This window comes from Brevibacillus choshinensis, from assembly GCF_016811915.1.
Lineage (GTDB): Bacteria > Bacillota > Bacilli > Brevibacillales > Brevibacillaceae > Brevibacillus > Brevibacillus choshinensis_A.
Genome location: NZ_CP069127.1, coordinates 4435356 through 4460551, shown reverse-complemented (window position 1 = coordinate 4460551; position 25196 = coordinate 4435356). Strand labels below are relative to the sequence as shown.

The 25196-nt window shown below is 52.4% G+C and carries 24 protein-coding genes; 18 read left to right on the top strand and 6 right to left on the bottom strand.

The window, feature by feature from the left end; genetic code table 11:
* Window positions 1–42: 42 nt before the first annotated feature.
* Window positions 43–501 carry an NUDIX hydrolase gene (locus tag JNE38_RS22440; protein ID WP_203353344.1) on the bottom strand — a complete coding sequence of 153 codons (459 nt, stop codon included), beginning with the start codon at window positions 499–501 and terminating at the stop codon, window positions 43–45.
* 16 nt (window positions 502–517) lie between these two features.
* Window positions 518–673, bottom strand: coding sequence for a hypothetical protein (locus JNE38_RS22435; protein WP_203353343.1), 156 nt, complete (start codon window positions 671–673; stop codon window positions 518–520).
* 134 nt (window positions 674–807) lie between these two features.
* Between JNE38_RS22435 and tkt the strand changes: the two genes are divergently transcribed.
* The 3 genes from tkt (at window position 808) to JNE38_RS22420 (ending at window position 6066) form a co-directional block, all read left to right on the top strand.
* Window positions 808–2814, top strand: coding sequence for a transketolase (gene tkt / locus JNE38_RS22430; protein WP_203353342.1), 2007 nt, complete (start codon window positions 808–810; stop codon window positions 2812–2814).
* A 275-nt stretch (window positions 2815–3089) separates the two neighbouring features.
* A complete protein-coding gene (locus JNE38_RS22425) occupies window positions 3090–5618 on the top strand; it encodes a PBP1A family penicillin-binding protein (protein WP_203353341.1) in 2529 nt (842 codons plus the stop codon).
* 100 nt (window positions 5619–5718) lie between these two features.
* Complete coding sequence (locus JNE38_RS22420; RefSeq protein ID WP_203353340.1) at window positions 5719–6066, top strand: hypothetical protein; 348 nt, start codon at window positions 5719–5721, stop codon at window positions 6064–6066.
* 125 nt (window positions 6067–6191) lie between these two features.
* On the opposite strand, the gene JNE38_RS22415 is transcribed toward JNE38_RS22420, so the two are convergent.
* The gene (locus tag JNE38_RS22415) at window positions 6192–7613 is read right to left on the bottom strand and encodes a L,D-transpeptidase (protein ID WP_203353339.1); all 1422 of its coding nucleotides are present in this window, start codon (window positions 7611–7613) and stop codon (window positions 6192–6194) included.
* A 323-nt stretch (window positions 7614–7936) separates the two neighbouring features.
* On the opposite strand from JNE38_RS22415, the gene JNE38_RS22410 reads away from it, so the two are divergent.
* The 7 genes from JNE38_RS22410 to JNE38_RS22380 all read left to right on the top strand — a co-directional run bounded on the left by JNE38_RS22410 (window position 7937) and on the right by JNE38_RS22380 (window position 15575).
* The gene (locus JNE38_RS22410) at window positions 7937–8461 is read left to right on the top strand and encodes an RNA polymerase sigma factor SigX (RefSeq protein ID WP_203357692.1); all 525 of its coding nucleotides are present in this window, start codon (window positions 7937–7939) and stop codon (window positions 8459–8461) included.
* Window positions 8458–9627, top strand: coding sequence for a zf-HC2 domain-containing protein (locus JNE38_RS22405; protein ID WP_203353338.1), 1170 nt, complete (start codon window positions 8458–8460; stop codon window positions 9625–9627). Before JNE38_RS22410 ends, JNE38_RS22405 begins: the two co-directional genes overlap by 4 nt.
* A gap of 89 nt (window positions 9628–9716) precedes the next feature.
* Window positions 9717–10679, top strand: coding sequence for an ABC transporter ATP-binding protein (locus JNE38_RS22400; protein WP_203353337.1), 963 nt, complete (start codon window positions 9717–9719; stop codon window positions 10677–10679).
* Window positions 10651–11514 carry an ABC transporter permease gene (locus tag JNE38_RS22395; protein WP_203353336.1) on the top strand — a complete coding sequence of 288 codons (864 nt, stop codon included), beginning with the start codon at window positions 10651–10653 and terminating at the stop codon, window positions 11512–11514. Before JNE38_RS22400 ends, JNE38_RS22395 begins: the two co-directional genes overlap by 29 nt.
* A gap of 308 nt (window positions 11515–11822) precedes the next feature.
* Window positions 11823–13124, top strand: coding sequence for a CitMHS family transporter (locus JNE38_RS22390; protein WP_203353335.1), 1302 nt, complete (start codon window positions 11823–11825; stop codon window positions 13122–13124).
* 116 nt (window positions 13125–13240) lie between these two features.
* Window positions 13241–14869 carry an ATP-binding protein gene (locus tag JNE38_RS22385; RefSeq protein ID WP_238933421.1) on the top strand — a complete coding sequence of 543 codons (1629 nt, stop codon included), beginning with the start codon at window positions 13241–13243 and terminating at the stop codon, window positions 14867–14869.
* Window positions 14850–15575 (top strand): response regulator, encoded by a 726-nt coding sequence (locus JNE38_RS22380; RefSeq protein ID WP_203353334.1) that lies wholly within the window; start codon window positions 14850–14852, stop codon window positions 15573–15575. Before JNE38_RS22385 ends, JNE38_RS22380 begins: the two co-directional genes overlap by 20 nt.
* Before the next feature lie 57 nt (window positions 15576–15632).
* Here the strand turns inward: JNE38_RS22380 and trmB are convergent, their stop codons facing one another.
* Window positions 15633–16277, bottom strand: a complete 645-nt coding sequence (gene trmB / locus JNE38_RS22375) for a tRNA (guanosine(46)-N7)-methyltransferase TrmB (RefSeq protein ID WP_203353333.1) — start codon at window positions 16275–16277, stop codon at window positions 15633–15635.
* 521 nt (window positions 16278–16798) lie between these two features.
* Between trmB and JNE38_RS22370 the strand changes: the two genes are divergently transcribed.
* A complete protein-coding gene (locus JNE38_RS22370; RefSeq protein WP_203353332.1) occupies window positions 16799–17299 on the top strand; it encodes a C40 family peptidase in 501 nt (166 codons plus the stop codon).
* 661 nt (window positions 17300–17960) lie between these two features.
* On the opposite strand, the gene ilvD is transcribed toward JNE38_RS22370, so the two are convergent.
* A complete protein-coding gene (ilvD, locus tag JNE38_RS22365) occupies window positions 17961–19637 on the bottom strand; it encodes a dihydroxy-acid dehydratase (RefSeq protein ID WP_203353331.1) in 1677 nt (558 codons plus the stop codon).
* A gap of 221 nt (window positions 19638–19858) precedes the next feature.
* On the opposite strand from ilvD, the gene JNE38_RS22360 reads away from it, so the two are divergent.
* Complete coding sequence (locus JNE38_RS22360; RefSeq protein WP_203353330.1) at window positions 19859–20329, top strand: PaaI family thioesterase; 471 nt, start codon at window positions 19859–19861, stop codon at window positions 20327–20329.
* 62 nt (window positions 20330–20391) lie between these two features.
* On the opposite strand, the gene JNE38_RS22355 is transcribed toward JNE38_RS22360, so the two are convergent.
* A complete protein-coding gene (locus JNE38_RS22355) occupies window positions 20392–20769 on the bottom strand; it encodes a hypothetical protein (RefSeq protein ID WP_203353329.1) in 378 nt (125 codons plus the stop codon).
* Between the two features lie 115 nt (window positions 20770–20884).
* Between JNE38_RS22355 and JNE38_RS22350 the strand changes: the two genes are divergently transcribed.
* The 6 genes from JNE38_RS22350 to JNE38_RS22325 all read left to right on the top strand — a co-directional run bounded on the left by JNE38_RS22350 (window position 20885) and on the right by JNE38_RS22325 (window position 25061).
* Entirely contained in the window at window positions 20885–21664 is a 780-nt protein-coding gene (locus tag JNE38_RS22350; RefSeq protein ID WP_203353328.1) for an inositol monophosphatase family protein, read from the top strand.
* Window positions 21665–21785: 121 nt separating this feature from the next.
* Complete coding sequence (locus JNE38_RS22345) at window positions 21786–22232, top strand: hypothetical protein (RefSeq protein WP_203353327.1); 447 nt, start codon at window positions 21786–21788, stop codon at window positions 22230–22232.
* Window positions 22233–22243: 11 nt separating this feature from the next.
* The gene (locus JNE38_RS22340) at window positions 22244–22522 is read left to right on the top strand and encodes a hypothetical protein (RefSeq protein WP_203353326.1); all 279 of its coding nucleotides are present in this window, start codon (window positions 22244–22246) and stop codon (window positions 22520–22522) included.
* Window positions 22523–22530: 8 nt separating this feature from the next.
* Window positions 22531–23772, top strand: a complete 1242-nt coding sequence (locus JNE38_RS22335; RefSeq protein ID WP_238933420.1) for a glutathionylspermidine synthase family protein — start codon at window positions 22531–22533, stop codon at window positions 23770–23772.
* A 19-nt stretch (window positions 23773–23791) separates the two neighbouring features.
* The gene (locus JNE38_RS22330; RefSeq protein WP_203353325.1) at window positions 23792–24229 is read left to right on the top strand and encodes a DUF350 domain-containing protein; all 438 of its coding nucleotides are present in this window, start codon (window positions 23792–23794) and stop codon (window positions 24227–24229) included.
* 40 nt (window positions 24230–24269) lie between these two features.
* Window positions 24270–25061, top strand: a complete 792-nt coding sequence (locus JNE38_RS22325) for an ion transporter (RefSeq protein WP_203353324.1) — start codon at window positions 24270–24272, stop codon at window positions 25059–25061.
* Window positions 25062–25196: the final 135 nt, after the last annotated feature.

Sequence of the window (25196 nt, the reverse complement as noted above, 5' to 3'; positions counted from 1 at the left end):
TCGAGGAACAAGGCCTCTGGACGGTTGTTTTTTTCGCGAAGTTTAACGCGATGGAGCTGGGACTGGTTCAAATCCAAAGCTGTCAAACCATTGACCGTCTCGGGCATTCTCAATTGCTTTGCGCACATAGGGGATGACATTGTCCGGCAGATTATCCATGTCTGCCCAGCGCAGTTCATCGCATTTCTGGGGCTCTGCATTGATGATATCTCCACACCAGCTCGTCGTTTTCAGGAAAAAATCTATACGCTCTTCGTCGGATTTGCGGTGCATGACACCGACGACGTGCAGGTCCTTTGGATCGATCACAATTCCGCATTCCTCGTACGCCTCTCGGATCGCAGCGGCTGAGACTTCCTCGCCGCTTTCGACGTGACCTGCCGGAACGCTGTAATTCCCGTCCTCATAGCCAGTGTTGTAGCGGCGCAGCAGCAGGATCTCCGCGCCTTTCATGAAGAATAGGTGTACAGCGACAGGCATGGTATGCCAGTTTTTTCTCATCGGATCCTCCGCTCTGTTACCCTTCGTCGGGGCGATGGTTTTCTGCAGCTTTCTTACGCCGTTGCTCGCGATTTTTCTTCAGTATAGGCGAGCTGGACATCGCGGCGAAAAGCATTCCGAAGCCAGCCAAAGCCAGTACAATTCCGATGATCAGATACATGGTAGATGACATAGGGAGGTACCTCCTAAATTCAAGAGCAGGGCATGCTTGTAATGGGGAACTATGCTATAATTGGGCAGTGTGTTTTAATCCGTTCTCACGTATCACAAATCGCTTTTTCAAAAAAGCAAGGAGGATTTTGCGAGATGACTCAGCAAGCGTCTGTTGATCAACTATCGATTAATACCATTCGCACACTGGCTATTGATGCGATCGAAAGGGCTAATTCCGGCCATCCGGGAATGCCGATGGGTGCTGCTCCGATGGCACATGTCCTGTGGAGCCGTTTTATGAAAGTGAATCCAAGCAACCCGAAATGGATAGACCGTGACCGGTTCGTACTCTCGGCTGGACATGGCTCTATGCTATTATACTCGATGTTGCATTTGATGAAATACGATGTTTCACTGGAAGACTTACATAATTTCCGTCAATGGGGCAGCAAAACGCCTGGCCATCCGGAATTCGGACATACGGCCGGTGTCGATGCGACCACGGGTCCTTTGGGACAAGGGATCGCGATGGCAGTAGGGATGGCCATGGCAGAGAAGCATATGGCAGCTGTATACAACCGTGACAGCTTTGACATCGTCAACCACTACACCTATGTCATCTGCGGTGATGGTGATTTGATGGAGGGTGTATCCAGCGAGGCTTCCTCTCTGGCGGCACATCTCAAATTGGGTAAAATGATCGTACTCTACGATTCCAATGACATTTCTCTCGACGGCGAGCTCTCCCGTTCCTTCTCGGAAAACGTGGCTCAGCGCTACCAAGCGTACGGCTGGCAATACCTGCGTGTAGAAGACGGAAACGACTTGGCTGCGATCGAAAAGGCGATCGAAGAGGCGAAACAGGATACGGATCGCCCAGCCCTGATCGAGGTGAAAACCGTCATCGGTTACGGAAGCCCGAACAAAGGCGGCTCCAGTTCCTCTCACGGAGCGCCGCTGGGTAAAGAAGAAGTGAAGCTGACGAAACAGAACTACGCGTGGACCCATGAAAACGAATTCCACGTACCGGCTGAAGTGGCCGAGCTGTACGCAAGCCTGGCTGACCAGGGCGAAAAAGCCGAAGCGGCGTGGGGCGACCTCTTTGCTGCATACGCAAAAGCCTATCCCGAGCTGGCGGAGCAGTTCCAGACAGCGGCAGAAGGACAGCTGCCAAGCGGGTGGGACAGCAGCATGCCGGCATATGAAGCAGGTGCGAAGCTGGCTACGCGCGTGGCTTCCGGTAATGCGATCAATGCGCTTGCGAAAACCGTTCCGTACTTCCTCGGGGGATCCGCTGACCTGGCTCACTCCAACAACACCGTGATCAAAGAGGCGGGCAATTTCCTCCCGGGCAGCTATGATGGCCGCAATATCTGGTTTGGTGTTCGTGAGTTCGCGATGGGCGCAGCTCTGAACGGGATGGCTTTGCATGGCGGCGTAAAAGTATACGGCGGAACCTTCTTCGTGTTCTCCGACTACGTACGTCCAGCCATTCGTCTGTCCGCTTTAATGAAGCAACCAGTCGTGTATGTCTTCACGCATGACTCCATCGCAGTCGGTGAGGATGGACCTACGCATGAGCCGATCGAGCAGCTGGCTTCTCTGCGTGCGATGCCAGGCCTGACCATCCTGCGCCCAGCCGATGCAGTTGAAACGAACGAAGCGTGGAAATATGCGGTATCCCGTACAGATGAGCCGGTTGTGCTCGTGCTGACCCGTCAAAACCTGCCCGTCCTGCCGGAAACGATGGAAAAAGCGGCAGAAGGCGTAACCAAAGGTGCGTACGTGTTGGCCGATGCTCCAAGCGGCAAACCGCAATTGATCCTGATCGCAACAGGCTCCGAGGTATCCCTGGTGATGCAAGCGCGTGAACAGCTTCTGTCCAAAGGCATCGAAGCGCGCGTCGTTTCCATGCCGAGCTGGAATCTGTTTGAGCGTCAATCCCAGGAATATCGCGAGTCTGTCATTCCGTCCGGCGTGAAAGCACGTGTCGCGGTAGAAATGGGTTCTCCGATGGGCTGGGAGCGCTACGCGGGAGATGGCGGCAAAGTGATTGCCATCAACCAGTTCGGCGCATCCGCACCTGGCGAACGCATCATGAAAGAATACGGATTTACTGTTGAAAACGTCGTCGCGCAGGCAGAAGAGCTGCTTAAGTAATACGCTTCTATAGAAGAAAAGGCCTATCTCCCATGAACGGGGATAGGCTTTTTCCAGTACTATGAAGCCACAAATCACCCAAAGGATGGTACTATAGGTACCATTGGCAGCCGGGGAGGCTAGTCAACTTGCCGTTCAGCTGTTGCTTTGCTGGTCTAATCGCTTGTCAAACCAGGGCGAGTGTGGAATGATAGACACGTGCCAAAACCCAGAAACTTTTTTAAAATGCATCCGTCTATAAGATGTGGGGGAGAGAGAAAACCAGGAGGTAAGCAATGGCAACAAAGGCCAAGAAGAAAGTCAGGAAGAAAAAGAACAGCTTGCTGATGATTGCCGTATCGTTCGCAATCTTCCTGATTCTCAGCGTCATTGGTGGGTATTTTGCCCTTCTTTACGCCGGAGATCGGATGATTACCGAAAATGAACAGAAACTGAAGGATCTGAAAGCAGAACCAACGGTCATATACGACAAAAACGGGAATGAGATGACGAGTCTCATTCGTGAAAAAAACCGTCATTACAAGCCGATCAATGAAATGCCGAAAGTGTTGATCAACGCCTTCCTTACTGTCGAAGACCAACGCTTCTACGAACACAAAGGCATAGATATGATCCGGATTGGTGGCGCCATCATTAATGACATCAAAAAAGGATCGTTGGCTGAAGGCGGAAGTACCATCACTCAGCAGTTGGCCAGAACCGTATTCCTCACGATGGATCAAACCTTTTGGAGAAAAACAAAAGAGATGAGTATTGCTATCGGTCTCGAACGCAGATACTCCAAAGATCAGATCCTCGAGATGTACTTGAATCGCGTGTACTTGGGTGAAGGGGAGTTCGGTGTCGAGGACGCAGCCAATTATTACCTTGGCAAGTCCGTTAGCGATCCGAATTTTACTGCAGCGGATGCGGCGACGCTGGCAGCGATTCCGAAGTCGCCGACCTATTATAGCCCGTTCAACTATCCTGATCGGGCAAAAGAGCGGAGAGACACGATCCTTCGTCTGATGATGGAGGAAGGGATCCTCACGAAGGAGCAAAAGGAACAGGAGCAAGCTAAGCCCCTGCCGACAGAACCGACAGAAACCGCGGGTGCCAGCCTGAAAAAAGGCTACCGCGCCTTCTTCGACCACATGGTGGATGAAGCGGAAGCGCGCTACGGCGTGACAGAGGAAGAGCTGTACCGCGGCGGCTGGGAAGTCCACACGACATTTGATCCGCAATTGCAAGACGCGATGGTCGAGCAATACGCCAACGCGAAAAACTTCCCCAAAGACGGAGCAAAAAGAGGCGTGGAATCTGCAATGATCGTCGTTGACGCCAAAAACGGCGGAATTGCGGGCATGATCGGAGGTCGCAATTACGCGGCGAAAGGCTTCAATTACGCGACTGACATGCAGCGTCAGCCGGGGTCGTCGTTTAAGCCCCTGGCGGTGTATGCGCCGGCTATCGATTACGACAGCAAGTGGGGATCCAACTCGTCCCTGAGCAACAAGCGACAAAGCTTTAATGGCTATGAGCCGCGCAACTACAACAACCGATACAGTGATTCTGTCAGCATGAACCGTGCGTTGATCGACTCACTCAACGTCCCGGCGGTTTGGCTGCTGAACGAAATCGGAGTCAAAACGGGATTGGATTACTTGAACAAATTCGGCATCGATCTCGCGCCAGAGGACCGCAACCTGGCTATCGCGCTGGGCGGACTCAGCAAAGGGACATCTCCACTGAAAATGGCGCAGGCCTACACGGCATTCCCGAATGGCGGCTTGATGTCGGAGGCGCACTCGATCACGAAACTCACCAATAAAAGCGTGGGAATCGATCGCGTCTATGAGGTGAAACAAACGCAAGTGCTGAAGCCGGAATCTGCTTGGGAAGTTCACTCCATGCTGGAGCGTGCCGTTCAGGAGGGTACCGGTAAGGCAGCGCGAATCTCTGGGCGTCATGTAGCAGGGAAAACGGGTACGACCCAGTCGATTGTAGGCGGCAGCGATGTCAACAAAGACGCCTGGTTCGTTGGCTACACACCGGAGTACGTCGGTGCGGTCTGGATGGGCTTTGACCCTGAGGACAAACAGCACTTGATGCGCCAAGGCAGCAGCTTGACGGCGCAGATGTTCTCCAAAGTACTGGCGGACGGTCTCAAAGGCGTAAAATCCGGCGACTTCGTCAAACCGGGCGGAGTGCAAGAGGAGGAGAAACCGGAGGAAACAACGGAATCTCCCATTCAGCTGGCAGCAGACATGACACTCGACAACGGCAAGCTGAAGGCGGTCCTGAGCTGGATCGGAGGATCCCCGGATTACACCTATGATGTGTACCGCATCCTGCCAAACGGAGAGCGGCAGCAGATTGCTTCCGGTCTGAAAGAAATGGTGTTTGTCGATGAACTGGATAGTACGACACCTTACAAATACATGGTCGTCCCCCGCAATGCAGAAGGTCAGGAAGAGGCGCCGTCCAAGGTGGTGGAAATCAACAGCACGCAACTGGAGAACCTGCTAAACGCGGGCGAGAATGCCGACCATAGCACGGACGGCAGCAATCCTTCTGATCATGGAGATGAAAACTCCGAGGGGCAGCCTTCCGATTCAGGGAATGGTGATAACGGCTACCAAAACGGGCAGGATCAGGGAAATTCAGGGAACCATTCGAATCCTGGCGACTCACCTTCTCCGCCGCCAGATATCGTAAATCCTGGCCAAGGACAGTCTGGAACGCCATCGCAAGGCATTGAATTGCCTCCGCCACCAGCCGATCAGGGAGGCCAAAATCCAGATTCAAATGGTACCAATGGCTAATGACTGGAATAAGATGAACAACTCAAACAGTTTCACCTATTTGCACATCTTCTTTCGCGTGGTACAATACCAATAAATCGGGAGACAGGGGGGACAGTCCATGTCTGACTACGCACAAAAGGATTTACCCACATTCTTTAAAGATCAGTTGCGCCAAACCAAAGTGAATTTTGAGCGAGCTCTCGACTGTAAACACACCGATTTTGATGATCTCTACCCATACATGAATGAGCAGCCTCAGTTTTTCTGGTACAAACGCTATGTCGCTTGGTCAGAACTGCTGACCGTCGTGAGACTGGCTGAGGAATTGGAGATCGAGTGGGCACAGGATTTTACCGAGCAGCAAGTTGAATTCATCAAGGGTAAAGTGCTCCAAGGCAAAGTGCTCGATCATTGGAACCCGGAAGAAGAACAAGAAGAAAAGATCAGCCAATTGGAAGAACAATAAATGAAGCAAAGTAAAGCGCGTTCCCATCGGGAGCGCGCTTTTTAGCAGGTATTTTGACTGGGCTAGCAAAGAATGGATCGTAACATTTTGAGCGGGTTATTCGTCTTTTCTACTATCATGCAGCCTCAGTGCAGCCATTGATAGATGACCTGCGGTGTCTCTTCCTCTGGCCGTGCCTCGAGAACAAACGGCGAAGGGTTGCTCCAAGGGTAGACGGGTGCCTGAGAATCGGAGAGGATGACCTCTGTTCCGAGAGAGACGAAGGAGTACAGCTCTTCGACTGCCGCGTTGAGCATGCGGATGCAGCCGAGGGAGACGGAAGTCCCGATGCTCTCCGGATGATTGGTGCCGTGGATGGCATAGCCGCTGCTTTGAAAAACCATTCCCCTGGTTCCGTAAATATTGTCGTGCCCGCGCGGATGGTTGATCTTTTGCAGGATGGTGAAATACCCCTCGGGTGTGGAACCGTTTTTCCCGATCCCGACCGGATAGCTGCGAATCACCTGTGTGCCGCTGACGAGCCGCAGGGTATGGGTCGACTCCGACAAATGAATTTGCAAAGGTTCAAGCGGGATGAGCGGCTCAGGATAGCCCGGCAGCGGCAGGACGTCACGCATGCTCTCCCAGGCAGACTCTGGAGAAAATAAATCAGGGCGATAAGAATAAGCTAGGATGCCCAGTCCCGGCGGCGGTACGGGAATCTGAGGCAGATAATTGCCCGGATACGCACCGGCCAGATGGGACAGGCCTGCGGGCAGGCTTCCTTTTTGTTGATAATAGCGATACAGTGCATTGCGCAAGGTCAGGACGTGCTCTAGGACCAGCTGTTCCTTTGTCAATGCAGCACGTGCTTGTCGAAGCATTTGATCCTGATCATAGGTACCCGGACGATCGAACCATTTTTGCTGAATGACCGTTCGGTTGAGTGGATGATAGCGCATCACGCCGAGCACGCTTTTTGGCTGGTAAAAGAGCAAGGGCGTGTAGAGCGGTGCTCCCGCCACTTCTGGAACCGCGATGACCGTGTACGGTTGCGCAAGAGAAGGGCGGCGGCTTTCCGCATACCTCCGCACCTGAACCTCCCGCTGAGCTGCACTCAGATTCGCTGGCACGGCGATGACTTCTACATGCGGCAAAAAAGGCGCCTTGGCTGGAGACGGTTGCAGGGCAGCAGCTGTCGAGGACCTCGGTGGCTCAGTCAAAGGGCCAGGTGAAAACGCGAACTGAACATAGAGAAAGAGCAGTGAGGCAAAGAGGAGTCTGGCCCGTTTTCGCCACTCTTCCTGTTTTCGCTCGCGCAGCAATTCCTGGTACGCTTCTCTGGCCTCGTTGTAGTAGGGGCCAGGCTTTGTGTGCAAGGCTTTCCGAAAGGCAGCAAGAGCCTGCTCGCGGTCTCCGTGCGCTGCTCGTTCTCGCCCGAGATGATACCAGCCGATGGCCTCATCGGGATGCTGCACGGTAAACCAGCGGTAAAAAGAAAGATCACTCTGATCTGGATGTTTCATATGGAATGTGCTTTTTTCCTGCAGAAAGGAAACCTTGTCCACGATACTCCCCCCTATTAGGATGTATCGGACGCAGAGGAGAAAATAGTGAGCTCGGAGGAAAAAAAGATGGTTTACCTGCGAACGATCCGTTTGTTGCGCGAGCAATTTCCCGCAGCCGTTTCTTGGAGAATGGGGAGCGTTACTGGATCGACTAAATGAAATTTTTTTTGTTTTCCCTGTCACAAAACATGGATCGGCGGTTTCTATCAGATGAACGAAGCGAAAGGACCCGAAGAGACCGGCATGTGGCTCCTCGCGGTCGCGACGAAACGAGGCGCCACCAGGATGGAGGGAGAACAGTGGAGGTGCAAGCAAAACTGGCGATGAATTCCATACTTGTCCAGGATGAAACGGATTCCTTTCGTGACTTGTTTACGACGTATTATCCCTTCGTCGTGCGACAGATCATGAGGATCGTCAAAGAGCAGCAAACCGCTGAGGATATCGCCCAGGATGTGTTTTTATCGTTCTACCATACGGATCGTAGCGTGATCGAAAATATTCCGGCGTGGTTATCCCGAGCGTCCGTCTATGCCGCCTACAATCACCTGCGTTCGGAAAAGCGCAGGCAAAACAGGCAGGAGAAGGAAGCAGCCGATAAAGAGCTGGTCGCTCCCTCTTCCGAAGACATGTGGCTGGAAAAGGAAGCGATCGAGGACGTGCGCGATGTGCTCGCCAAGCTGGATGAACGAGAGCGGACCTTGCTTCTGATGAAATACTCGGGATTTGCGTATGGGGAGCTGGCAAAAGCCACGGGGACGGAAGTAGGCTCGGTCGGGACGCTGCTCGCGCGGGCCAAGACCAAATTTCGCAGCTTGTATGCGCGGATGAGGGGGGAAGAAGGATGAGATGTGCAGATGCCGGCTTGATTCAAGCGTATCTGGATGGAGAGTGCAGTGCCGAGGAAAGCGAAAAGTTCCGTGAGCATGTGAAGGAGTGTGCCCCGTGTCGCCTGAAGCTGGAGGAGCTGTTTGCGCTGGAGGCCTGGACGGCGAACACATTGGAGAAGGAGCTGTTTCGTCCGGCAGACAAGATCAAAGTCGATACGGAGGCAGCCTGGCAAGCTTTCTCCCGCAAGATTGGACAGAGTGAAGGAACAGGTGGATCCACGCCGCTTGTGACACGAAATCAGGTAAGAAAAAGGAGCTGGAAGGACATGAATAAGAAGACGAAAAATTGGGTGGTGGGAGCTTCGGCAGCGGCCGTGCTGGTCGTATCGCTCTCCTTCCCTCAAGTGCAAGCAGCCGCAAACGATTTCCTTTCCATTTTCCGCATGGATAAAGTCGAATTCGTCAAGGTAACGCCGGAAGATCTGAGGGAAGTCGAAGCCTGGATGTCCAGTGGCCGTGCAGGTGAGATGGAGCTGAAAGGGATCGGCAAGCTGTGGATTGACGAGTCAGGGCAAAAAGTCAAGGAACACCGCAGCTACAACAGTCGCGAGGCAGCAGAAAAAGCTGGCGTGAAGCTGCCTGCTCTGCCAAAAGAGTTGGACTTCGAGAGCGTAGACGTCAGTCCTGCCTTTACCCTGCAGCTGGAGATCAACGTAGAGAAGGCGAACAAGCTGCTGACACAGATGCAGGTGGATCAGCAATTCGATGAAAAGCTGAGCGGCAAACGCTTTTCGCTGCAAGTACCGAGCTCGAAAAACATCTGGCTGCGAACCGGTGAAAACAGCCTGAATTACCTGGTTGTCGATGCACCAGAGCTGAAAGCGCCAGAAGGAGTGGACCTTGAGCAGCTGCGCAACACCATGCTGGCTCTGCCGTTCATTCCAGACAATGTGAAAAAGCAAATGCTCAGCATCAAGGATTGGCAGCACACACTCCCGATGCCATACATGACTGACAAGAACAGCAAAATGAAAGATGTGAAAGTAAACGGCGGCGATGCAGTGCTGATCACCAACGAGCACAGCAGCCAAATCATCTGGCAGCAGGATGGCCACATCCACATGCTGGAGAGCTATGACAAGATCAATGGCGATGAGCTGCTCGCCATTGCCAAGAAGCTGTAAAAACCAGATAGAATGGATCAGCAGAGCTCCCTTTTTGGGGATGCTCTGCTTTATACCGTTTCGGGAGAGAAAAGGAGGCCAGCCGACCGATGGCAGATTACGTAATCGAGACCTGGGACTTGACCAAGCAATACGACGGCAAGGCAGGCTGCAAAAACATTACCCTACAAGTCCCGCGAGGCTCTGTATTTGGATTCCTGGGACAAAATGGAGCAGGAAAGAGCACGTTCGTCCGGACCATGCTGGGCCTCTTGCACCCTACCGGTGGAAAGGCAGTCATGCTTGGCCACCCGATTGGGAGCGAGGAATCACGGCAAAAGGTCGGCTACTTGCCGGAGCTGTTTCGCTATCCGGATTGGCTGACGGGAACCCAGCTGCTCGAGCATCACGCAGAGCTGTGCGGCTTGCCCCGTGCAGAACGAAAGACGGTCATTCGGGATGTCGTCGCTCGCGTCGGGATGTCGGGCAGAGAAAAAGAGAGAATCCGGGGATTTTCCAAAGGGATGCAGCAGCGAATCGGCCTCGCCTGTGCCTTGCTGTCCGATCCTGAACTGATCTTTTTGGATGAGCCTACGTCTGCTCTGGATCCGATCGGACGAAAGGAAGTGCGGGAGCTGATTGCCGATTTGCGGGATCAAGGCAAGACGATCTTCCTCAACAGCCACCTATTGAGCGAAATGGAGTCTGTCTGCGATTACGTAGGCATCATCCATCGGGGAGAGCTGGTGGTCCATGGAGAATGGCGCAAGCTCAGCGCGGTATTGCCGCAGGTGGAAATAAGCGTGGAAATAAAAGGGCAGAGGTTTGCCGAAGACCTCCCTGCATTCGCAGTAGGAACCGAACTCATGCGCCGGGATGCGGATCAGGAACGCTGGCTGGTCACGCTGGATCAGGAGGGACGCGTGCCGGCTCTCTTGCAGACTTTGATGGCTCGGGGAGCCGCTGTCCATGAAGTGGTCCGGAAGCAGCAATCATTGGAAGAAGTATTTTTGTACTGGGTACAGAAAAAGGAGGGGGAAGCGAATGTGGCCCATCATGAAAATCACGTATAGGGAAATGATCTCGAAGCGAATTTTTACGATCACGCTCCTGATGTCCCTCGCCTTTTTGCTGTTGTTCGGCGTCGCGACCTGGTATGCGTCCAGGGAAATCAACGAGATGTTCGACTCGGGAGGGAACGGGGTCATAGAGCAAGGCTTTTTCTCGACCCAGCTGTTGGGAATGGGACTGTACCTTGGCTCCTTCATTACCGCCCTGCTTGCGATCTTGAGCAGCGTCGGCAGTATCGCTTCCGAAGTGGAGAGTCATCAGATCGATACGTGGCTGGCTCGTTCACTGCCGCGCAGCAAGTATCTGCTCGGCAAGTTTGGTGGGCTGGCGAGTATGCTTGTCCTCTATGCGATCCTGATGTTTGTCGGCTTGCTATCGATCAATCAGTTTGTGGGTGGTGGTGCCCTGGCGGTGCATGTCAGCATGGGGCAGGTCTTTTCAGCGCTCGGCTTTTTTGTGCTGATGCCGATCATTCTCGTCTGCGTATCCCTCTTGCTCAGCAGTATCACGACGACCGTCACAGGCGGGATTATCCTCATCATTCTGTACGGGATCAGCTTTATCGGCGGATTCATTGAGCAGCTAGGGACGGTGGTAGGCGAGACCTCCCTGGTCAACATCGGGATCGTTTCCAGTCTGTTGTTTCCGACGGATTCGCTGTTCCGCAAAACGACGATCTCCCTGTTCGATACGGCAGACGATCCCCTTTCGTTCGCTTCGCAAGGCTTTTTTGGAAGTGCCTCCGCACCGAGCGATGCCATGCTGATCTATACGATCCTGTACGGCGCAGCGGCTCTATGGATGGCGTTGCGGTTGTTCAAGAAACGAGATGTGTAAATGAAAAAGAGAATCGAATCAGAAATTTCGTTCTCGGTCTTTGAGAAGCTGGATCAATGGGTCCGGCTTTTCGTTTTTTTCTCTGGAGCATTTTCTCCTTTTTCCTATCCAGCATTACAGTCTGAAACTGGCCAAAATGCGCCCGTGATTTTTATGACGTTAATAGCGATAAAGCGGCTAATGTCGTTTATGGCCATTTTCTATTCCGGTTGACTGAACATTGTTATAATGACAGCACATTGATGAAAGCGCATTCGTATGAAAACGCATACGTTTTGAAAGCGTATTCTTCCAAGGGGGAACTGATCATGCTGTCATGGCTCGGATTTTTAATGGTCGCACTGTTTATGTACCTGATTATGTCCAAACGGCTGTCCGCTCTGGTGGCCTTAATCGTCGTACCAGTCATCTTTGCGCTTATTGGCGGCTTCGGGGCAAACATCGGAGATATGATGCTGACCGGTATCAAGCAGATTGCACCTACGGGGATCATGCTGCTCTTTGCCATCCTGTACTTCGGAATCATGATGGATGCCGGATTGTTTGAACCATTGGTTGGCAAAATATTAAAAATAGTCAAAGGCGATCCGCTGAAGGTCATCGTCGGAACCGCTATCCTGTCCAGCCTGGTGGCATTGGACGGAGACGGAACCACCACCTACATGATTACGGTTTCCGCCATGCTGCCGCTCTATCAGCGGCTGGGGATAAAGCCGATGATTTTGGCCGTTGTTCCGACGCTCGCGCTGGGGGTCATGAACATGGCGCCGTGGGGCGGTCCGACTGCCCGCGCGATGAGTGTTTTGAATCTGGATGCCTCGCAGCTGTTCACACCGGTCGTACCGGCGATGATCGGTGGACTTGCCTGGGTGATTTTCGTTGCTTACATCTTGGGCAAACGGGAGCGAAAACGTCTCGGGATCATCGATTTGGGGCAGGATTTTCAGGTTGGCCACGCCGCAGGGGAAATAGCGGCAGCGGCCGATCCGCTGAAGCGCCCGCGATTGCTCTGGTTTAACCTGCTCTTGACCGTTGTCCTGATGGTTTGTCTGGTGATGAGCATTCTGCCGTTGCCGATCTTGTTCATGCTCGCTTTTGCCGTGGCTCTGCTGGTCAATTATCCCAAGATGGAGGAGCAAAAGGAGCGGATTTCGGCGCACGCCGGGAATGCCTTGGCGACCGTATCCATGGTGTTCGCAGCGGGTATTTTCACTGGGATATTGACAGAAACCAAAATGATCGATGCGATGTCGAATACCATCGTTTCCTTGATTCCCGATGCACTCGGTTCGCACATGCCTGTGCTTGTCGCGCTGACCAGCATGCCATTCACGTACTTCATGTCCAATGACGCGTATTACTTCGGTGTCGTTCCCATCCTCGCCAATGCGGCATCTGCTTATGGCGTGGATCCTGTGGAAATCGGTCGGGCGTCGATTCTGGGTCAGCCGCTGCACGTGCTCAGCCCTTTGTTTGCAGCACAATATTTGCTGATCGGGATGGTCGGTGTGGATTACGGTGAATCACAGCGCTTCATTTTGAAATGGGCGTTCGGGACGTCGATCGTCATGATCGTCATTGCCATCTTGACGGGAGTCATCACGTTGTAATCCTATCCTTCCTGTGTTCTGGAGAAAGAGGCCGATTGAGGCCTCTTTTTGTTGCAGGGAGGAAAGTGGAAATATCATCCCTTGCTTGGCTACAATGGAGAAGAGGAGGGAAGGCCGTGCGGTTTCACACAAAGCTGCTGATGATGATGGGATCGCTCTTGCTCGGGGTGATCGTGCTGCTCGGGGTATCGTTTGAACAGATGCTGGACGGCGCCCTGCGCAAGGAAATTGGAACGAGGGCGCTCAATACGGCGAAGACGATCGCACGGATGCCGGAGATCAAAAAAGCTTTTTCGGAGCCAGACCCAGCCCATACGATCAATCCATTGGTGGAACCCATCCGATTGGAGACGCGGGCTGCATTTATCACAGTGGGAAATCGCCAAGGGATTCGCTATTCTCACCCCGACCCGGAACAGATCGGAAAACCGATGGTCGGTGGCGATAATGAAGCGGTATTCGCCGGTCAATCGATCATTTCAGAGACAGTCGGTTCACTGGGCCCCGGCCTTCGCGGCAAGACCCCGATCCGAGATGACGCCGGAAACGTGATTGGCGTAGTTTCCGTAGGGTTTTTGCTGGAGGATATTCAGGAGACGATCGAGCTGTACCGCGATCGCATCGTGTTGATCGGGGCTGGAATCCTCGTGGTAGGGATCATCGGGACCCTGCTGATTGCTCGGAATGTGAAGGAGTCCATTTTCGGACTGGAACCGGTCCAGATCGGTCGCATGTACCAGGAAAACCATGCCGTGCTGGAATCCATTCGGGAAGGGATCGTCGCGGTGGGGACAGATGGTGTGATCACGATGGCCAACCCGACAGCGATGAGCTTGCTCGGACTAACCGGCAAGCAGAATCTGTCGGACGGCGAGCATACAGAGTGGCTGCGCTCTCTGCGGCTGAAGGAAGTCATGGAAACGGGAAAGGCGGAGTTTGACCAAGAGACGTTTGTCGGTGGGAAGGCTCTGGTCGTAAACCGTGTCCCAATCATGGGTAAAGATCGCCGGGTCACGGGTGCCGTGGCGAGCTTTCGCGACCGATCGGAGCTGTTTCGCGTGACGCAGGAGCTCTCGCGGGTCAAAGAATACGCGGAGGCGCTTCGTTCTCAGACCCATGAATATTCCAACAAGCTGCACTTGATATCCGCCTTGATCCAGCTGGAATCGTATCAGGAAGCGGTGGATTTCATCTCTGCTGAAGTCAACGTCCATGTCAGCAATGCGCAGATGATCATGCGCATGGTCCCTGACCCACTGATTGGGGGACTGCTGCTTGGAAAAGTGAATCAGGCCAATGAGAGAAAAATTGCGCTCACCATTGATCCGGACAGTCATTTTCGCGATCTTTCCGCTGCGATTGACCGATCTCTTCTGATCGTGATCCTGGGGAATCTGATTGATAACGCGATGGATGCAGTCAGCGCACCTGGAGCCATTGCCAAAGAAATTTCCATTTATCTGGGACAGATGGACGAGCTACTGCTCGTGGAGGTGGAGGACCGCGGACCCGGGATCCCGGAAGAGCTTGCGCAGCGGGTGTACGAGCGCGGGTTTTCCACTAAGCAATTGCAAAATCACGGCTATGGTCTTTATTTGGTAAAAGAGGCTGTGGAGCAGCTGCATGGAACCATTTCGCACGCGGGAAATCCCCAGGGCGGTACGATCTTTACCGTCATGCTTCCGCAAGGGGAGGAATCGGTGAAGGAGGGGGAGGATCGATACAATGAATCACGTGAGCGATGAAGGAGGCCACATTCGTGTGCTTATTATAGAAGATGATCTGAGGATTGCAGAGGTAAACCGGCGCTTTGTGGAAAAGGTGAACGGCTTTGAAGTGGTTGGAATCGCGGCCAATCAGGAAGAAGCAAAGGATCAGCTGGAGCTTTTGCAGCCCGAGCTCGTTTTGCTGGATGTGTACTTTCCGGATATGAACGGACTCGAATTTCTTACTTACATCAAAGATCAGCACCCGACTAGCGATGTGATCATGCTGACCGCTGCCAAGGAGGTGGATGCTGTCGTTGATGCCATTCGCTATGGCGTCTTTGATTTCATCACCAAGCCCCTTATTTTTTCCCGGCTGCAGCAAACGCTGCGCAGTTATCAGGACTTCCGAAAAAAGGTGTACGCACTGAAAAAAGAGGGGGAGTCGATCAATCAGGAGGAAATCGATCAGCTGATTCATGGATCGGGCTTGAAGGGCGCCAAAGAGAACAGACCGGTAAAAGGCATCGACCGGATTACATTGGAGAAGATCACTGCCTATCTGCAGCAAACAGAAGAAGCCACGACGGATCAAGTGAGCAAGGAAACGGGAATTAGCCGATCCACGGCAAGGCGTTACCTGGAGTACTTGGTTGCGATGGGCGAAGCAAGTGCCGATCTGTCCTACGGGGTGGTTGGACGCCCGGAGAGGGTCTATCGCAGAGATAGCAAAGCAAAAGGATAACGGTATTACTAAAAAAAGGAAGTCCGGCGACGAGGCCGGGCTTCCTTTTTAAGTGGCTCAGGAAAAGCTGCAGCTTGCTTCCACCCGATAAATTCGCTGACCGCGTGAAGAGAAACGCTCTTCGTACTCAGTCATGACGTTGTCTGCAGCGAGCTTGGACTGATGCAGGTCAAACGTGATGTTGTGCATCTGAAAACGCTCACTGGCAAACTGATTGAGGGAAAACTCGAACAGCTTTTCATTGTCTGTCTTCATGTGGATCTCTCCATCTGACTTCAGGACCTGACGATACGTATTCAAGAAGCTGGAGTAAGTCAGGCGGCGTTTAGCATGGCGAGACTTTGGCCACGGATCGCTGAAATTGAGATACAGGCGGGAAATTTCATGATCGGCGAACAAGTCTGTCAATACCGCAGCATTGAACTGGACGAACGCCAGATTGGGAATCTCGCGGTACTCGGTGCGCTGGACAGCACGCAGAACGACCTCCGCTTTCAGCTCCACCGCAATGAAGTTCACATCAGGGTGGCGCTCTGCCAGTGTATTAATGAAACGTCCTTTTCCACAGCCAATCTCTACGTGGATCGGATTGTCGTTCCCGAACTTCTCTCTCCATCTTCCCTTGAAGGATACAGGGTTGTCCACGAACGTGGGATATTCGCGCAGGGCCGATTCGGCACCTGGGATGTTGCGCAGTCGCATATGTGCCTCCTTTAAACGAACGAACTCCTATCTACTTTACGATGACTCTCGCGAGGTTGCAAGCACGTAGAAAGAGAGAGTCGCTAGAAACGAGTCAGATGAGAGAATTTGCAGAGGGAATAGGGAGTTTATGTAAAAGAAACTAGGACATAAGTCGCATGTAATGCGGAGGGGAACAAAAAACGGGTGGTTAAAATTGGGGGATTTGAGAGGAACATCTTGGCAAGAAAATTAACTGAAAATTTGAGGAATGCCCGTAAAATCAGGCGTGAAGGCGTCAAGGGGAAAAGTTATCCAGAAGTGGTTGCGGGATTTGGTAATAATTTGGGAATTTAATAGAGTCCAGAGCAATGGTAAAGTAGAGAACAAGTGAGAGGTCAGCCAAACTTTGCATATCAAAAGCCCCATCTCGAAGTCATCGAAAAAGAAGTAAGTACGATTTCGCAGAAGCTTTTATGCGTAACGGAATGAGATGAAAAATTCAGAACATTCCTACACGATCAAAAGGGAGGATGAACAGCATGAAACTACATAAAGGATTAATCGGGGTAATGATGGGTCTCGCAATCGGATTCACAGCCATCGCAGCTCCGCTTCCAGGAGAACAAAATGTGGCACACGCAGCTTGGACGCAAGCCAAAGCTGACAAAGTCATCAGCACTGGGAATAAATACTTAGGCACACCTTATAAATTTGGGGCGAGCAGCAGTACGACAAGAGTATTTGATTGCTCTTCCTTTACCCAACGTGTATTCAAAGTGGCGGTAGGCAAATCCTTGCCGCGCACATCCCGCGATCAAGCGAAAAAAGGTATCAGTGTCTCCAAGAGTAATTTGAAAAAGGGAGATTTGATTTTCTTTAAAGCGAGCAAGACCACGACCAACAAGCGGATCACGCACGTAGCCATTTATGCAGGAAACAATAGGATTCTTCATACGTACGGGAAACCGGGTGTGACGTATTCGGCGTTTAAAGGGACGTCCTGGGAAAAACGCTTCGTTTCCGCACGCCGCATGTTGTAACCATCTCGTCTGGCTCTCTACTTACTTATACGTATTTCTTTCGCATTAGTTGCGAAGGGGAAGAAAGTAAATCTTGTAAATCCTAGGAAGTTCCCGGTTGATAGAAAGGGAGCTTCCTTTTTTTGTGAGAAAGTTACAGGAACGTCTCCTAAATGGCAAGTGGAATGATGAATCTCGTTGGGGATTTTATCCAGGTAAATCATTGCTAATACAAGCTATAATAGATGTAGATTTTGGTGAATTTTGACCTGGATCAATTCAATAGGGAACACGATAGGGTACGTGCGCATGAACGATCTTTTTATGGATTTCTTAGCCATTCTACTGCCTACATATTTCTTTTTTTATATGGCCATCACATTGATTCATCGAAACAAGAAAAGCATGTTAAATCGAGTCGCGGCATTTTGATGTGCACCCCTTAAAGTAGACATTGGAAAACCCCGTGGTTCACCGATGAACTTCAGGGGGTGCATTTTTTATCCTTCCTTACAAAACGGCTGTCATTTCAATCTGCACGCGTAGACCTTCCCTGAGGCTTTAGATCGTGCTATGTCTCGCAGGTGTAGGATCCTGGCGATGTAACGAAACAGTCGGACGGCAAAACCCCCTTACAGTGCGTAAGGGGGTTCGTTTGCTAGAGAGGATATGCTCTCTTCTATTAGATTTTCAACACAGCGCCGTTGCTCGCATTGGTAACCATTTTGGAGTAGCGAGCCAGGTAACCGGTTTTCACTTTCGGTTCAAATTCCTGCCAGCCTTCTGCACGGCGAGCCAATTCCGCATCGTCTACATGCAGCTGGATCGAACGCTCTTCGAGGTCGATCGAGATGATGTCTCCGTCCTGCACGAAAGCGATCGGGCCGCCTTCCGCAGCTTCAGGGGACACGTGACCGATACTGATTCCGCGGGATGCACCGGAGAAGCGTCCGTCTGTGACGAGGGCAACTTCCTTACCGAGTCCCATACCCACGATCTGCGAGGTAGGAGCCAGCATTTCCGGCATACCTGGACCGCCTTTTGGTCCTTCGTAGCGGATGACCACGACATGGCCCGGTTTGATTTTACCGGAAGCGATGCCTTCCAGGGCTTCTTCCTGAGAATCGAAGCAGATCGCTGGACCTTCATGGCGTTTGATGGAAGGATCGACGCCACCGGTTTTGATGATGGAGCCTTTCTCAGCCAGGTTGCCGAACAGAACAGACAGTCCGCCAGATTCGCTGTATGGGTTTTCCAGACGACGGATGACTTTGTCGTCTTTGATTTCTGCCTCCGCGATATTTTCTGCCAAGGTTTTACCGGTTACGGTGATGCGATCAGGGTGGATCGCACCGGGTTTGCGGGAGATTTCCTTCAGTACGGCAGAAACGCCGCCTGCTTCATGGCAATCCTCGATGTGGTAGTCAGAGGATGGAGCCAGCTTGCAAATATGAGGAACGCGTTTTGCTACTTCGTTGATGCGTTCGATTGGATATTCAAAGCCGGCTTCTTGAGCGATCGCCAGTGTATGGAGAACGGTATTGGTAGAACCGCCCATCGCCATGTCCAGAGCGAATGCGTCGTCGATCGCTTCGAGAGTCACGATGTCGCGAGGCTTGATGTCTTGCTCGATCAGATGCTTCAATTTTTCAGCAGAGGATTTCACCAGTTCTTTGCGCTCTGGGGAAACGGCGAGAACCGTACCGTTGCCTGGGAGGGCCAGACCGATGGCTTCCAGGAGGCAGTTCATCGAGTTGGCGGTGAACATGCCGGAACAGGAACCGCAAGTCGGACAGCCGTATTGCTCCAGCTCTTGCAGCTGCTTGTCGTCGATCAGACCTGCTTGGTGCGCGCCTACCCCTTCGAATACAGAGGACAGGGAGATGGAACGACCGTCGCTGGTTTTGCCTGCTTTCATCGGGCCGCCGGTGACGAATACGGTCGGAATGTTGACGCGCAGGGCACCCATGATCATGCCAGGCGTGATTTTGTCACAGTTCGGGATACAGATCATCCCGTCGAACCAGTGGGCGGCTACTACGGTTTCCAAGCTGTCCGCGATGATTTCGCGGCTGGGGAGGGAGTAGCGCATCCCGATGTGGCCCATCGCGATTCCGTCATCTACGCCGATTGTATTGAATTCAAACGGCACCATGCCTGCTGCACGAACCGCTTCTTTTACGATTTTTCCGAATTCTTGCAAGTGCACGTGACCCGGAATGATGTCAATGTAGGAGTTGCAGATCGCAATAAACGGTTTATCGAAATCCTCGTCTTTTACGCCGGCTGCGCGCAGCAAGCTGCGGTGTGGCGCTCGGTCGAAACCTTTTTTGATCATATCACTGCGTTGTCTGGCCAATTGAAAAATCTCCCTTCCATATAGATGATGCCTGTCTTTTGGTTTTGAACTATCTTATCACTTTTTTATTAATAGAAACAACCGTAAAAGTCTGAACATTCGTTCAGAGTTGCCCGCGGGCAACACCGCTCACGACCGTGATAATCACGGGCAGAATAGAATTTCCAACTCGTTTGGGCTACAATAGAGGAATCGAAAATTTTTACGTTGGAGTGAACAAAATGATAGAGGAATTAAAAAACATTTGCGAGGAAGGCAGTGAAGAGGAGCAGCAAATCCTGCAGCTTGCCCTTTCGTCCATTCGCCAGCGCCGGGAGCGGAAAAGCGCCTTTCTGTCGGGTTTTCTGGGCTTGCAAGGGGAGTTCGTCGATGAACGCACCTATCGCTTTGAAATTCCCCTCACCGTGTTCATGCACAATTCCGGAGGGGCTGTTCACGGCGGCATTTTGGCAACACTCATCGATTCGGTGATGGGCTCGCTGATTAACCGTTCGCTCCCGCCCGAAGAATATGCGGTGACGACGGAGCTGAAGATCAACTACTTGCGCCCAGGCAGAGGGGAAACGCTGCGAGCGGAGGCGACTTTCCTCCACCGCGGACAGACGCTGGTCGTGATGGAGAGCAGCGTCTACGACGATCGGAACAAACGGATTGCCCATGGAACAGGGACGTTTATTGTGCGCAAGCGGTGAAAAGGAAAAACCTCTTGGCACGGCATGCGTGATCAGAGGTTTTTCGATGTGTGCGGGCCCGCTCATTTAATGGAAACAAGCCCGCTGTATTGAGAGATGTACGACAGCACTTTGGAAGAGAGTGGCACGATGAACTCCATGTTCTCCCTCTCGACGATCCCGGAACGGGAAACGATGCGTGCCCACTTCACTGACAGCTTGTAATAATCGGAGCCAAAGGTCGAATGGATCGTTTCGCTTTGATATCGAAAGGATACGGGAGCTGTGTCCAGCTTGACCGGGACCATGCTGACGATGTCGTGCAAGAACAGGTGGTATGTCATGTGCGGCTTGAAGAATACCAGCTCCTTGCTTGTGACTGAGCAACCGAGACTATGGTTCATCTGGGTGAATTTCAATTCGCCTTCCATATTCTTTAGACGAATAAAGTCGCTGTTCATTTTTCCCCTCCTGTCTCAATAGTCGGATCGGGTGTCTCTCTATCATAGGCAGGGTGCAGACAAGAGTGCAAGTGAAATCAATGGTACATCAGAGAAATGAAGGAGATGGAAGACGATGCTGGAGATCGCAAAAGAGGCTGCAAGCGTAGCGGGAGCGTATTTGAGAGAACGATTCCTGGAGCAGCTCGTGCCGGACGAAGAACTGCACAATGACGTGAAATTGCCAGAAGACAAGGAAAGCGAGCGACGGATCATCGAGGTGATCCACCGCCATTTCCCGACTCATACCATTTACTCCGAAGAAGTGGGGATGGTGTCCCGAGAAGAGGAATATATGTGGATAGTCGATCCGCTGGATGGGACGAATAACTATTTCATTGGATTTCCTTACTTTTCTATTTCTATTGCCCTTCAGCACAAGGGAGAGCTGGTGCTCGGGGTCGTGTACAATCCGGTAGCAGGCCAAATGTTTTGGGCAGAAAAAGGGAAGGGCGCCTATTTGAACGGCAAGCGCATCTCCATTAATGACCGCACCGATCTGACCCGGGCAGTGGGCACCTATATCCGCGGGAGAAATACGGTGACAAAAGAACAGGAGCTGGATTTTACCAAGCCCTTTATGATCCATACCAAGCGTCTGCTGCGGAACGTGGCACCGGCTCTCGACTGGTGCCTGCTCGCGAACGGCTGGCTGGACTACATCGTCATGCAGCGCTCGGGCATCATGGATGTGGCAGCAGGAATCGTCATTGCAAAGGAAGCCGGTGCGACCATCACAGACTGGCAGGGCGAGCCGTACAAGCACGAGCCGTTCCACCAGGAGTCCTTCCGTTCGCTGCTTGCGAGCAACGGGCATTTGCATGAGACGGTTCGCGATTTGATTCAGGAAGCGTAAAGCCCCCGGCAGCAGCAATCCGTTTGCTGGACTGCCGTTTTTTGTTCCTATTCGAGAAACCATTATTTCCCTTTTGCGTATAAATTGATAGTCTGTATGATGGGAAGTTGAGGTGGAGTGAATGGCACGATTGGAATACCGGTGGCTAGACGAAAAAAACGGCTATCCGGTCCTTTTTTACTACGACCGAATTGACAAAGATGAGGTCTCCCTGCGATTTGCCTGCGATTATCTCGTGAAAGGACATGTCGTCTATGAAAAGACGTCCTGCGCGGTCGAGCCTGGCTGCTACGTGATCTACGTGAAGCGCTCAACGGATGAGCAGGCAATCGACTACTCCCACACCGCTTCTACGCGTTGGGGCAGTATCCAGATGGAACTGCGGGAGTACAAGGACGGGACCATGACCTACCCGCTTGTGCATACGTACTACTTCAAGGACGATGACGACGCCTTGCTGTATCTGCAAAGCGATTATCTGCTGCTGGATGGGCGCGAGTGGGAGAAAACATCTGCTGAAGTCGATGAAGACAGGCGCGTGTATGTGTACTACGCGCGGCCAGTGTAGGGGGAAGAAAAATGGCACTAACCAAGACGGCCAAGATGGTGGGGCTGTTCGTGGCTGCCACATTGACGGTCACCGGTTGTTCGTCTGACTATGATGACGATTGCTACGATCAGGACAATGATGGATATTGTGACGATGGCGGCGGTGGATCCGGGGGGAGTTCATCCACCTACTATTCCAATGGAAGCAAAAGGTACAAAAGCAGTTCCTCTGGAGTGAGTACCGGCTCCTCCAGTTTTACCAGTGGGTCTAAGGGCGGCATTGGAAGCTCTGGATCAAGCTCGGGGTGACGGCGAACATGGCAGATCCGATGAAGACGAGCCGCGAGCAGCTGTACGGTCCGATGCGCGAGGAAGGCGTGTTTACGTGGGACAGGATGTACGGGGAAGAGTACGCCCTGGCTGACATCCATCTCATTACGCGGGAATTTCGCCGGGAGCTGGCAGATGCGACCGAGAGGCTGGGCCGCCTTTTTGCGAAAGTGGTGCCGGTGCTCCAGCAGGCAGAAGATGCACTCCTTCTCGAATTGGGCGTGCCAAGCCAGGCGCTGGCAGCAGTCCGCACCGTCGTTTCCCAGAACATGCCCACGATCATAGGGCGCTTTGATTTTGCCCAGACCGATGAAGGCTTCAAAATGCTTGAATACAACAGCGATACACCTACGGGGATTGTAGAGGCCTTTTGCGTAAACGGGCGCGCCTGCCGCTTTTTTGATCGTCAGGATCCCAACGAGGGAATGAACACGCAGCTTGCGCGTGCCTTTGGCAATGTGATCGAAGCCTACCGCCGGCGGGGATATCCGACGGAGAAAATCTGGTTCAGTTCGCTGGACTGGCACGAAGAGGACAAAGGAACCACACTGTATTTGCTGCGCGAGTCAGGTCTTCAGGCAAGGTTTTCCCCGCTGGAACACCTGCGTGTCTGGAACGATCGCCTGTACGTGCTGGACGGTCAAGAGATGCAGCCCGTCGATGTGCTTTATCGCTTGCACGCCTTGGAAAAGCTCGCTGAGGAGCAGGACGAAGAAGGCTACCAGACAGGGGCTCACGTCCTCTCGCTCATAGCCGATCGCAAGCTCGCCATCATCAACCCGCCGAGCGCTTTTCTGATTCAGACCAAAGCCCTTCAGGCATTGATCTGGAATTTGCACGAGCAGGGTCAGTTTTTTCACGATGAGGAGCGCGACACCATAGCCAGGTACATGCTTCCGACCTATTTCGAGAACCGTTTTTTGGGCCGGACAGACTACGTCACCAAGCCTGTGTTTGGGCGTGAGGGCGGAGGAGTCGTCCTATTTGACGCGGATGGCGGTATCGCGGAGAAAGATCAGGAGGACAGCTACTGGGAACAGCAAATGATTTATCAAAAGCGGGTGGAGCTTCCGAAAATAACGGTCAACACGGAAGCGGGTGCCTATGACGGAAGATTGCTGTGGGGCTCCTTTTTGATCGGAGGAGAGCCGTCCGCGATCGTCGCCCGTGTCGGAGGACCCATTACCAACAACATGTCCTACTACTTGCCGGTAGGGATCAAAGGATAGCGAGAGGAGAGGGAACGACGTGGATTCACAATTTGGTTACATCCTGAACTTTTTATCGTATTTGGTTGTGACGATTCCTATTTTAGCGATTGGCATTTTCGTCTTCGTACTGACGACCCCTTACAAGGAGTTCGAGCTTATCAAGAACGGCTCGCAGACGGACGATCCGAAGAAGATGGCAGCAGCCAAAGCGGCCGCTCATGATTTGGGCGGGAAGATCATCGGTCTTGCGATTGTGCTTGCTTCTGCTGTGTATCATTCCGTGAGTCTGTGGGATCTCGCCATTTGGGGAGTCGTCGGGATGATTTTTCAAGTGCTGGTCTTCTATTTGTTTGAATGGATCACCCCATTTAAAGTGGTATCGGAAATTCCGAACGGGAACGTATCGGTCGGGATCTTCGCTTCGAGGCTGAGCATCGCGGCAGGTTTGCTGATGGCTGCACTCATCAGCTACTGAAGACCTGGTCATCAGGTGCTTGCCCTCGGGAGGAGTCTTTGTGTTTTGGCGCGTGTTGTATGAAATCTTTGTCATCATGCTCGTAATTACCTATGCGATCCTTTTGTCAGCCGATTTTTCCGTTCATCCCTTGCTGACGGACGAATTGATGAACCAGGTGGACCTTTTTCTCATCGTCTTTTTGGTCGTGGAGTACCTCATTCGTTTGTGGAGAGCCAAAGACAAGAAGAGGTTTGTCATCAGCAACTGGTTTGATCTGATCGCCATGATTCCATTGGATCATTATTTTTATTTGGCCCGCTTCATGCGCATTATGCGGCTGATCCGTATTCTGCGTGCGTCACCGTTTCTGTGGAGCATCGTTCAATCTCCTTCGATGCGCCGCGTATTCGGTGTCGTGTCGATGATCATGATCTGGAGCTCCCTTGCCATCTATTTGCTCGAATATGGCGTCAACGACAATATCCAAAGCTTTGGCGATGCGCTGTGGTGGTCGGTCGTGACGACGACGACGGTTGGGTACGGAGACATTTCGCCCGTAACGCCAGGCGGCAGAATCATGGCGACGATATTGATGCTTACCGGGATCGGCATGCTCGGGGCGCTCACAGCGAATTTCGCCACGCATTGGACAGAACTGCACGATGCCAGGCCGGGGAAAGAGCAGGACCGGCTGACGCAGGAATTAAAAAAGCAGGCTGTGCGGCACATTCAGGATATCGACCAGTTGACGGAAAAGGAATACGAAACGCTGCGAGAGACGATCGATGTGCTGTACCGTCGCTCAAGGGAAGAAAAAGCGGACAAAGATCGTAAAGACGAAAACCGTTAAGCGGATGCTTGGCGGTTTTCGTCTTTTTGTCATTCGTCATCGACGGAATAAAATTTCGCCGATTCTATACAGAAAGGAAATATCATTTTTTGGTTGACGGGGTAATTGAACCCATCTATAATTCCGAGTAAACGC

What these genes read in the sequence shown, in the direction of transcription:
- JNE38_RS22395 (WP_203353336.1), top strand. Translation starts at nt 10,651, where the DNA reads ATGTGGCCCATCATGAAAATCACGTATAGGGAAATGATCTCGAAGCGA.
- JNE38_RS22390 (WP_203353335.1), top strand. Translation starts at nt 11,823, where the DNA reads ATGCTGTCATGGCTCGGATTTTTAATGGTCGCACTGTTTATGTACCTG.
- JNE38_RS22345 (WP_203353327.1), top strand. Translation starts at nt 21,786, where the DNA reads ATGGCACGATTGGAATACCGGTGGCTAGACGAAAAAAACGGCTATCCG.
- JNE38_RS22425 (WP_203353341.1), top strand. Translation starts at nt 3,090, where the DNA reads ATGGCAACAAAGGCCAAGAAGAAAGTCAGGAAGAAAAAGAACAGCTTG.
- trmB (WP_203353333.1), bottom strand. Translation starts at nt 16,277, where the DNA reads ATGCGACTGCGCAACATCCCAGGTGCCGAATCGGCCCTGCGCGAATAT.
- tkt (WP_203353342.1), top strand. Translation starts at nt 808, where the DNA reads ATGACTCAGCAAGCGTCTGTTGATCAACTATCGATTAATACCATTCGC.
- JNE38_RS22380 (WP_203353334.1), top strand. Translation starts at nt 14,850, where the DNA reads ATGAATCACGTGAGCGATGAAGGAGGCCACATTCGTGTGCTTATTATA.
- JNE38_RS22410 (WP_203357692.1), top strand. Translation starts at nt 7,937, where the DNA reads ATGAATTCCATACTTGTCCAGGATGAAACGGATTCCTTTCGTGACTTG.
- JNE38_RS22405 (WP_203353338.1), top strand. Translation starts at nt 8,458, where the DNA reads ATGAGATGTGCAGATGCCGGCTTGATTCAAGCGTATCTGGATGGAGAG.
- JNE38_RS22440 (WP_203353344.1), bottom strand. Translation starts at nt 501, where the DNA reads ATGAGAAAAAACTGGCATACCATGCCTGTCGCTGTACACCTATTCTTC.
- JNE38_RS22420 (WP_203353340.1), top strand. Translation starts at nt 5,719, where the DNA reads ATGTCTGACTACGCACAAAAGGATTTACCCACATTCTTTAAAGATCAG.
- JNE38_RS22370 (WP_203353332.1), top strand. Translation starts at nt 16,799, where the DNA reads ATGAAACTACATAAAGGATTAATCGGGGTAATGATGGGTCTCGCAATC.
- JNE38_RS22350 (WP_203353328.1), top strand. Translation starts at nt 20,885, where the DNA reads ATGCTGGAGATCGCAAAAGAGGCTGCAAGCGTAGCGGGAGCGTATTTG.
- JNE38_RS22340 (WP_203353326.1), top strand. Translation starts at nt 22,244, where the DNA reads ATGGCACTAACCAAGACGGCCAAGATGGTGGGGCTGTTCGTGGCTGCC.
- JNE38_RS22435 (WP_203353343.1), bottom strand. Translation starts at nt 673, where the DNA reads ATGTCATCTACCATGTATCTGATCATCGGAATTGTACTGGCTTTGGCT.
- JNE38_RS22335 (WP_238933420.1), top strand. Translation starts at nt 22,531, where the DNA reads ATGGCAGATCCGATGAAGACGAGCCGCGAGCAGCTGTACGGTCCGATG.
- JNE38_RS22355 (WP_203353329.1), bottom strand. Translation starts at nt 20,769, where the DNA reads ATGAACAGCGACTTTATTCGTCTAAAGAATATGGAAGGCGAATTGAAA.
- JNE38_RS22400 (WP_203353337.1), top strand. Translation starts at nt 9,717, where the DNA reads ATGGCAGATTACGTAATCGAGACCTGGGACTTGACCAAGCAATACGAC.
- JNE38_RS22360 (WP_203353330.1), top strand. Translation starts at nt 19,859, where the DNA reads ATGATAGAGGAATTAAAAAACATTTGCGAGGAAGGCAGTGAAGAGGAG.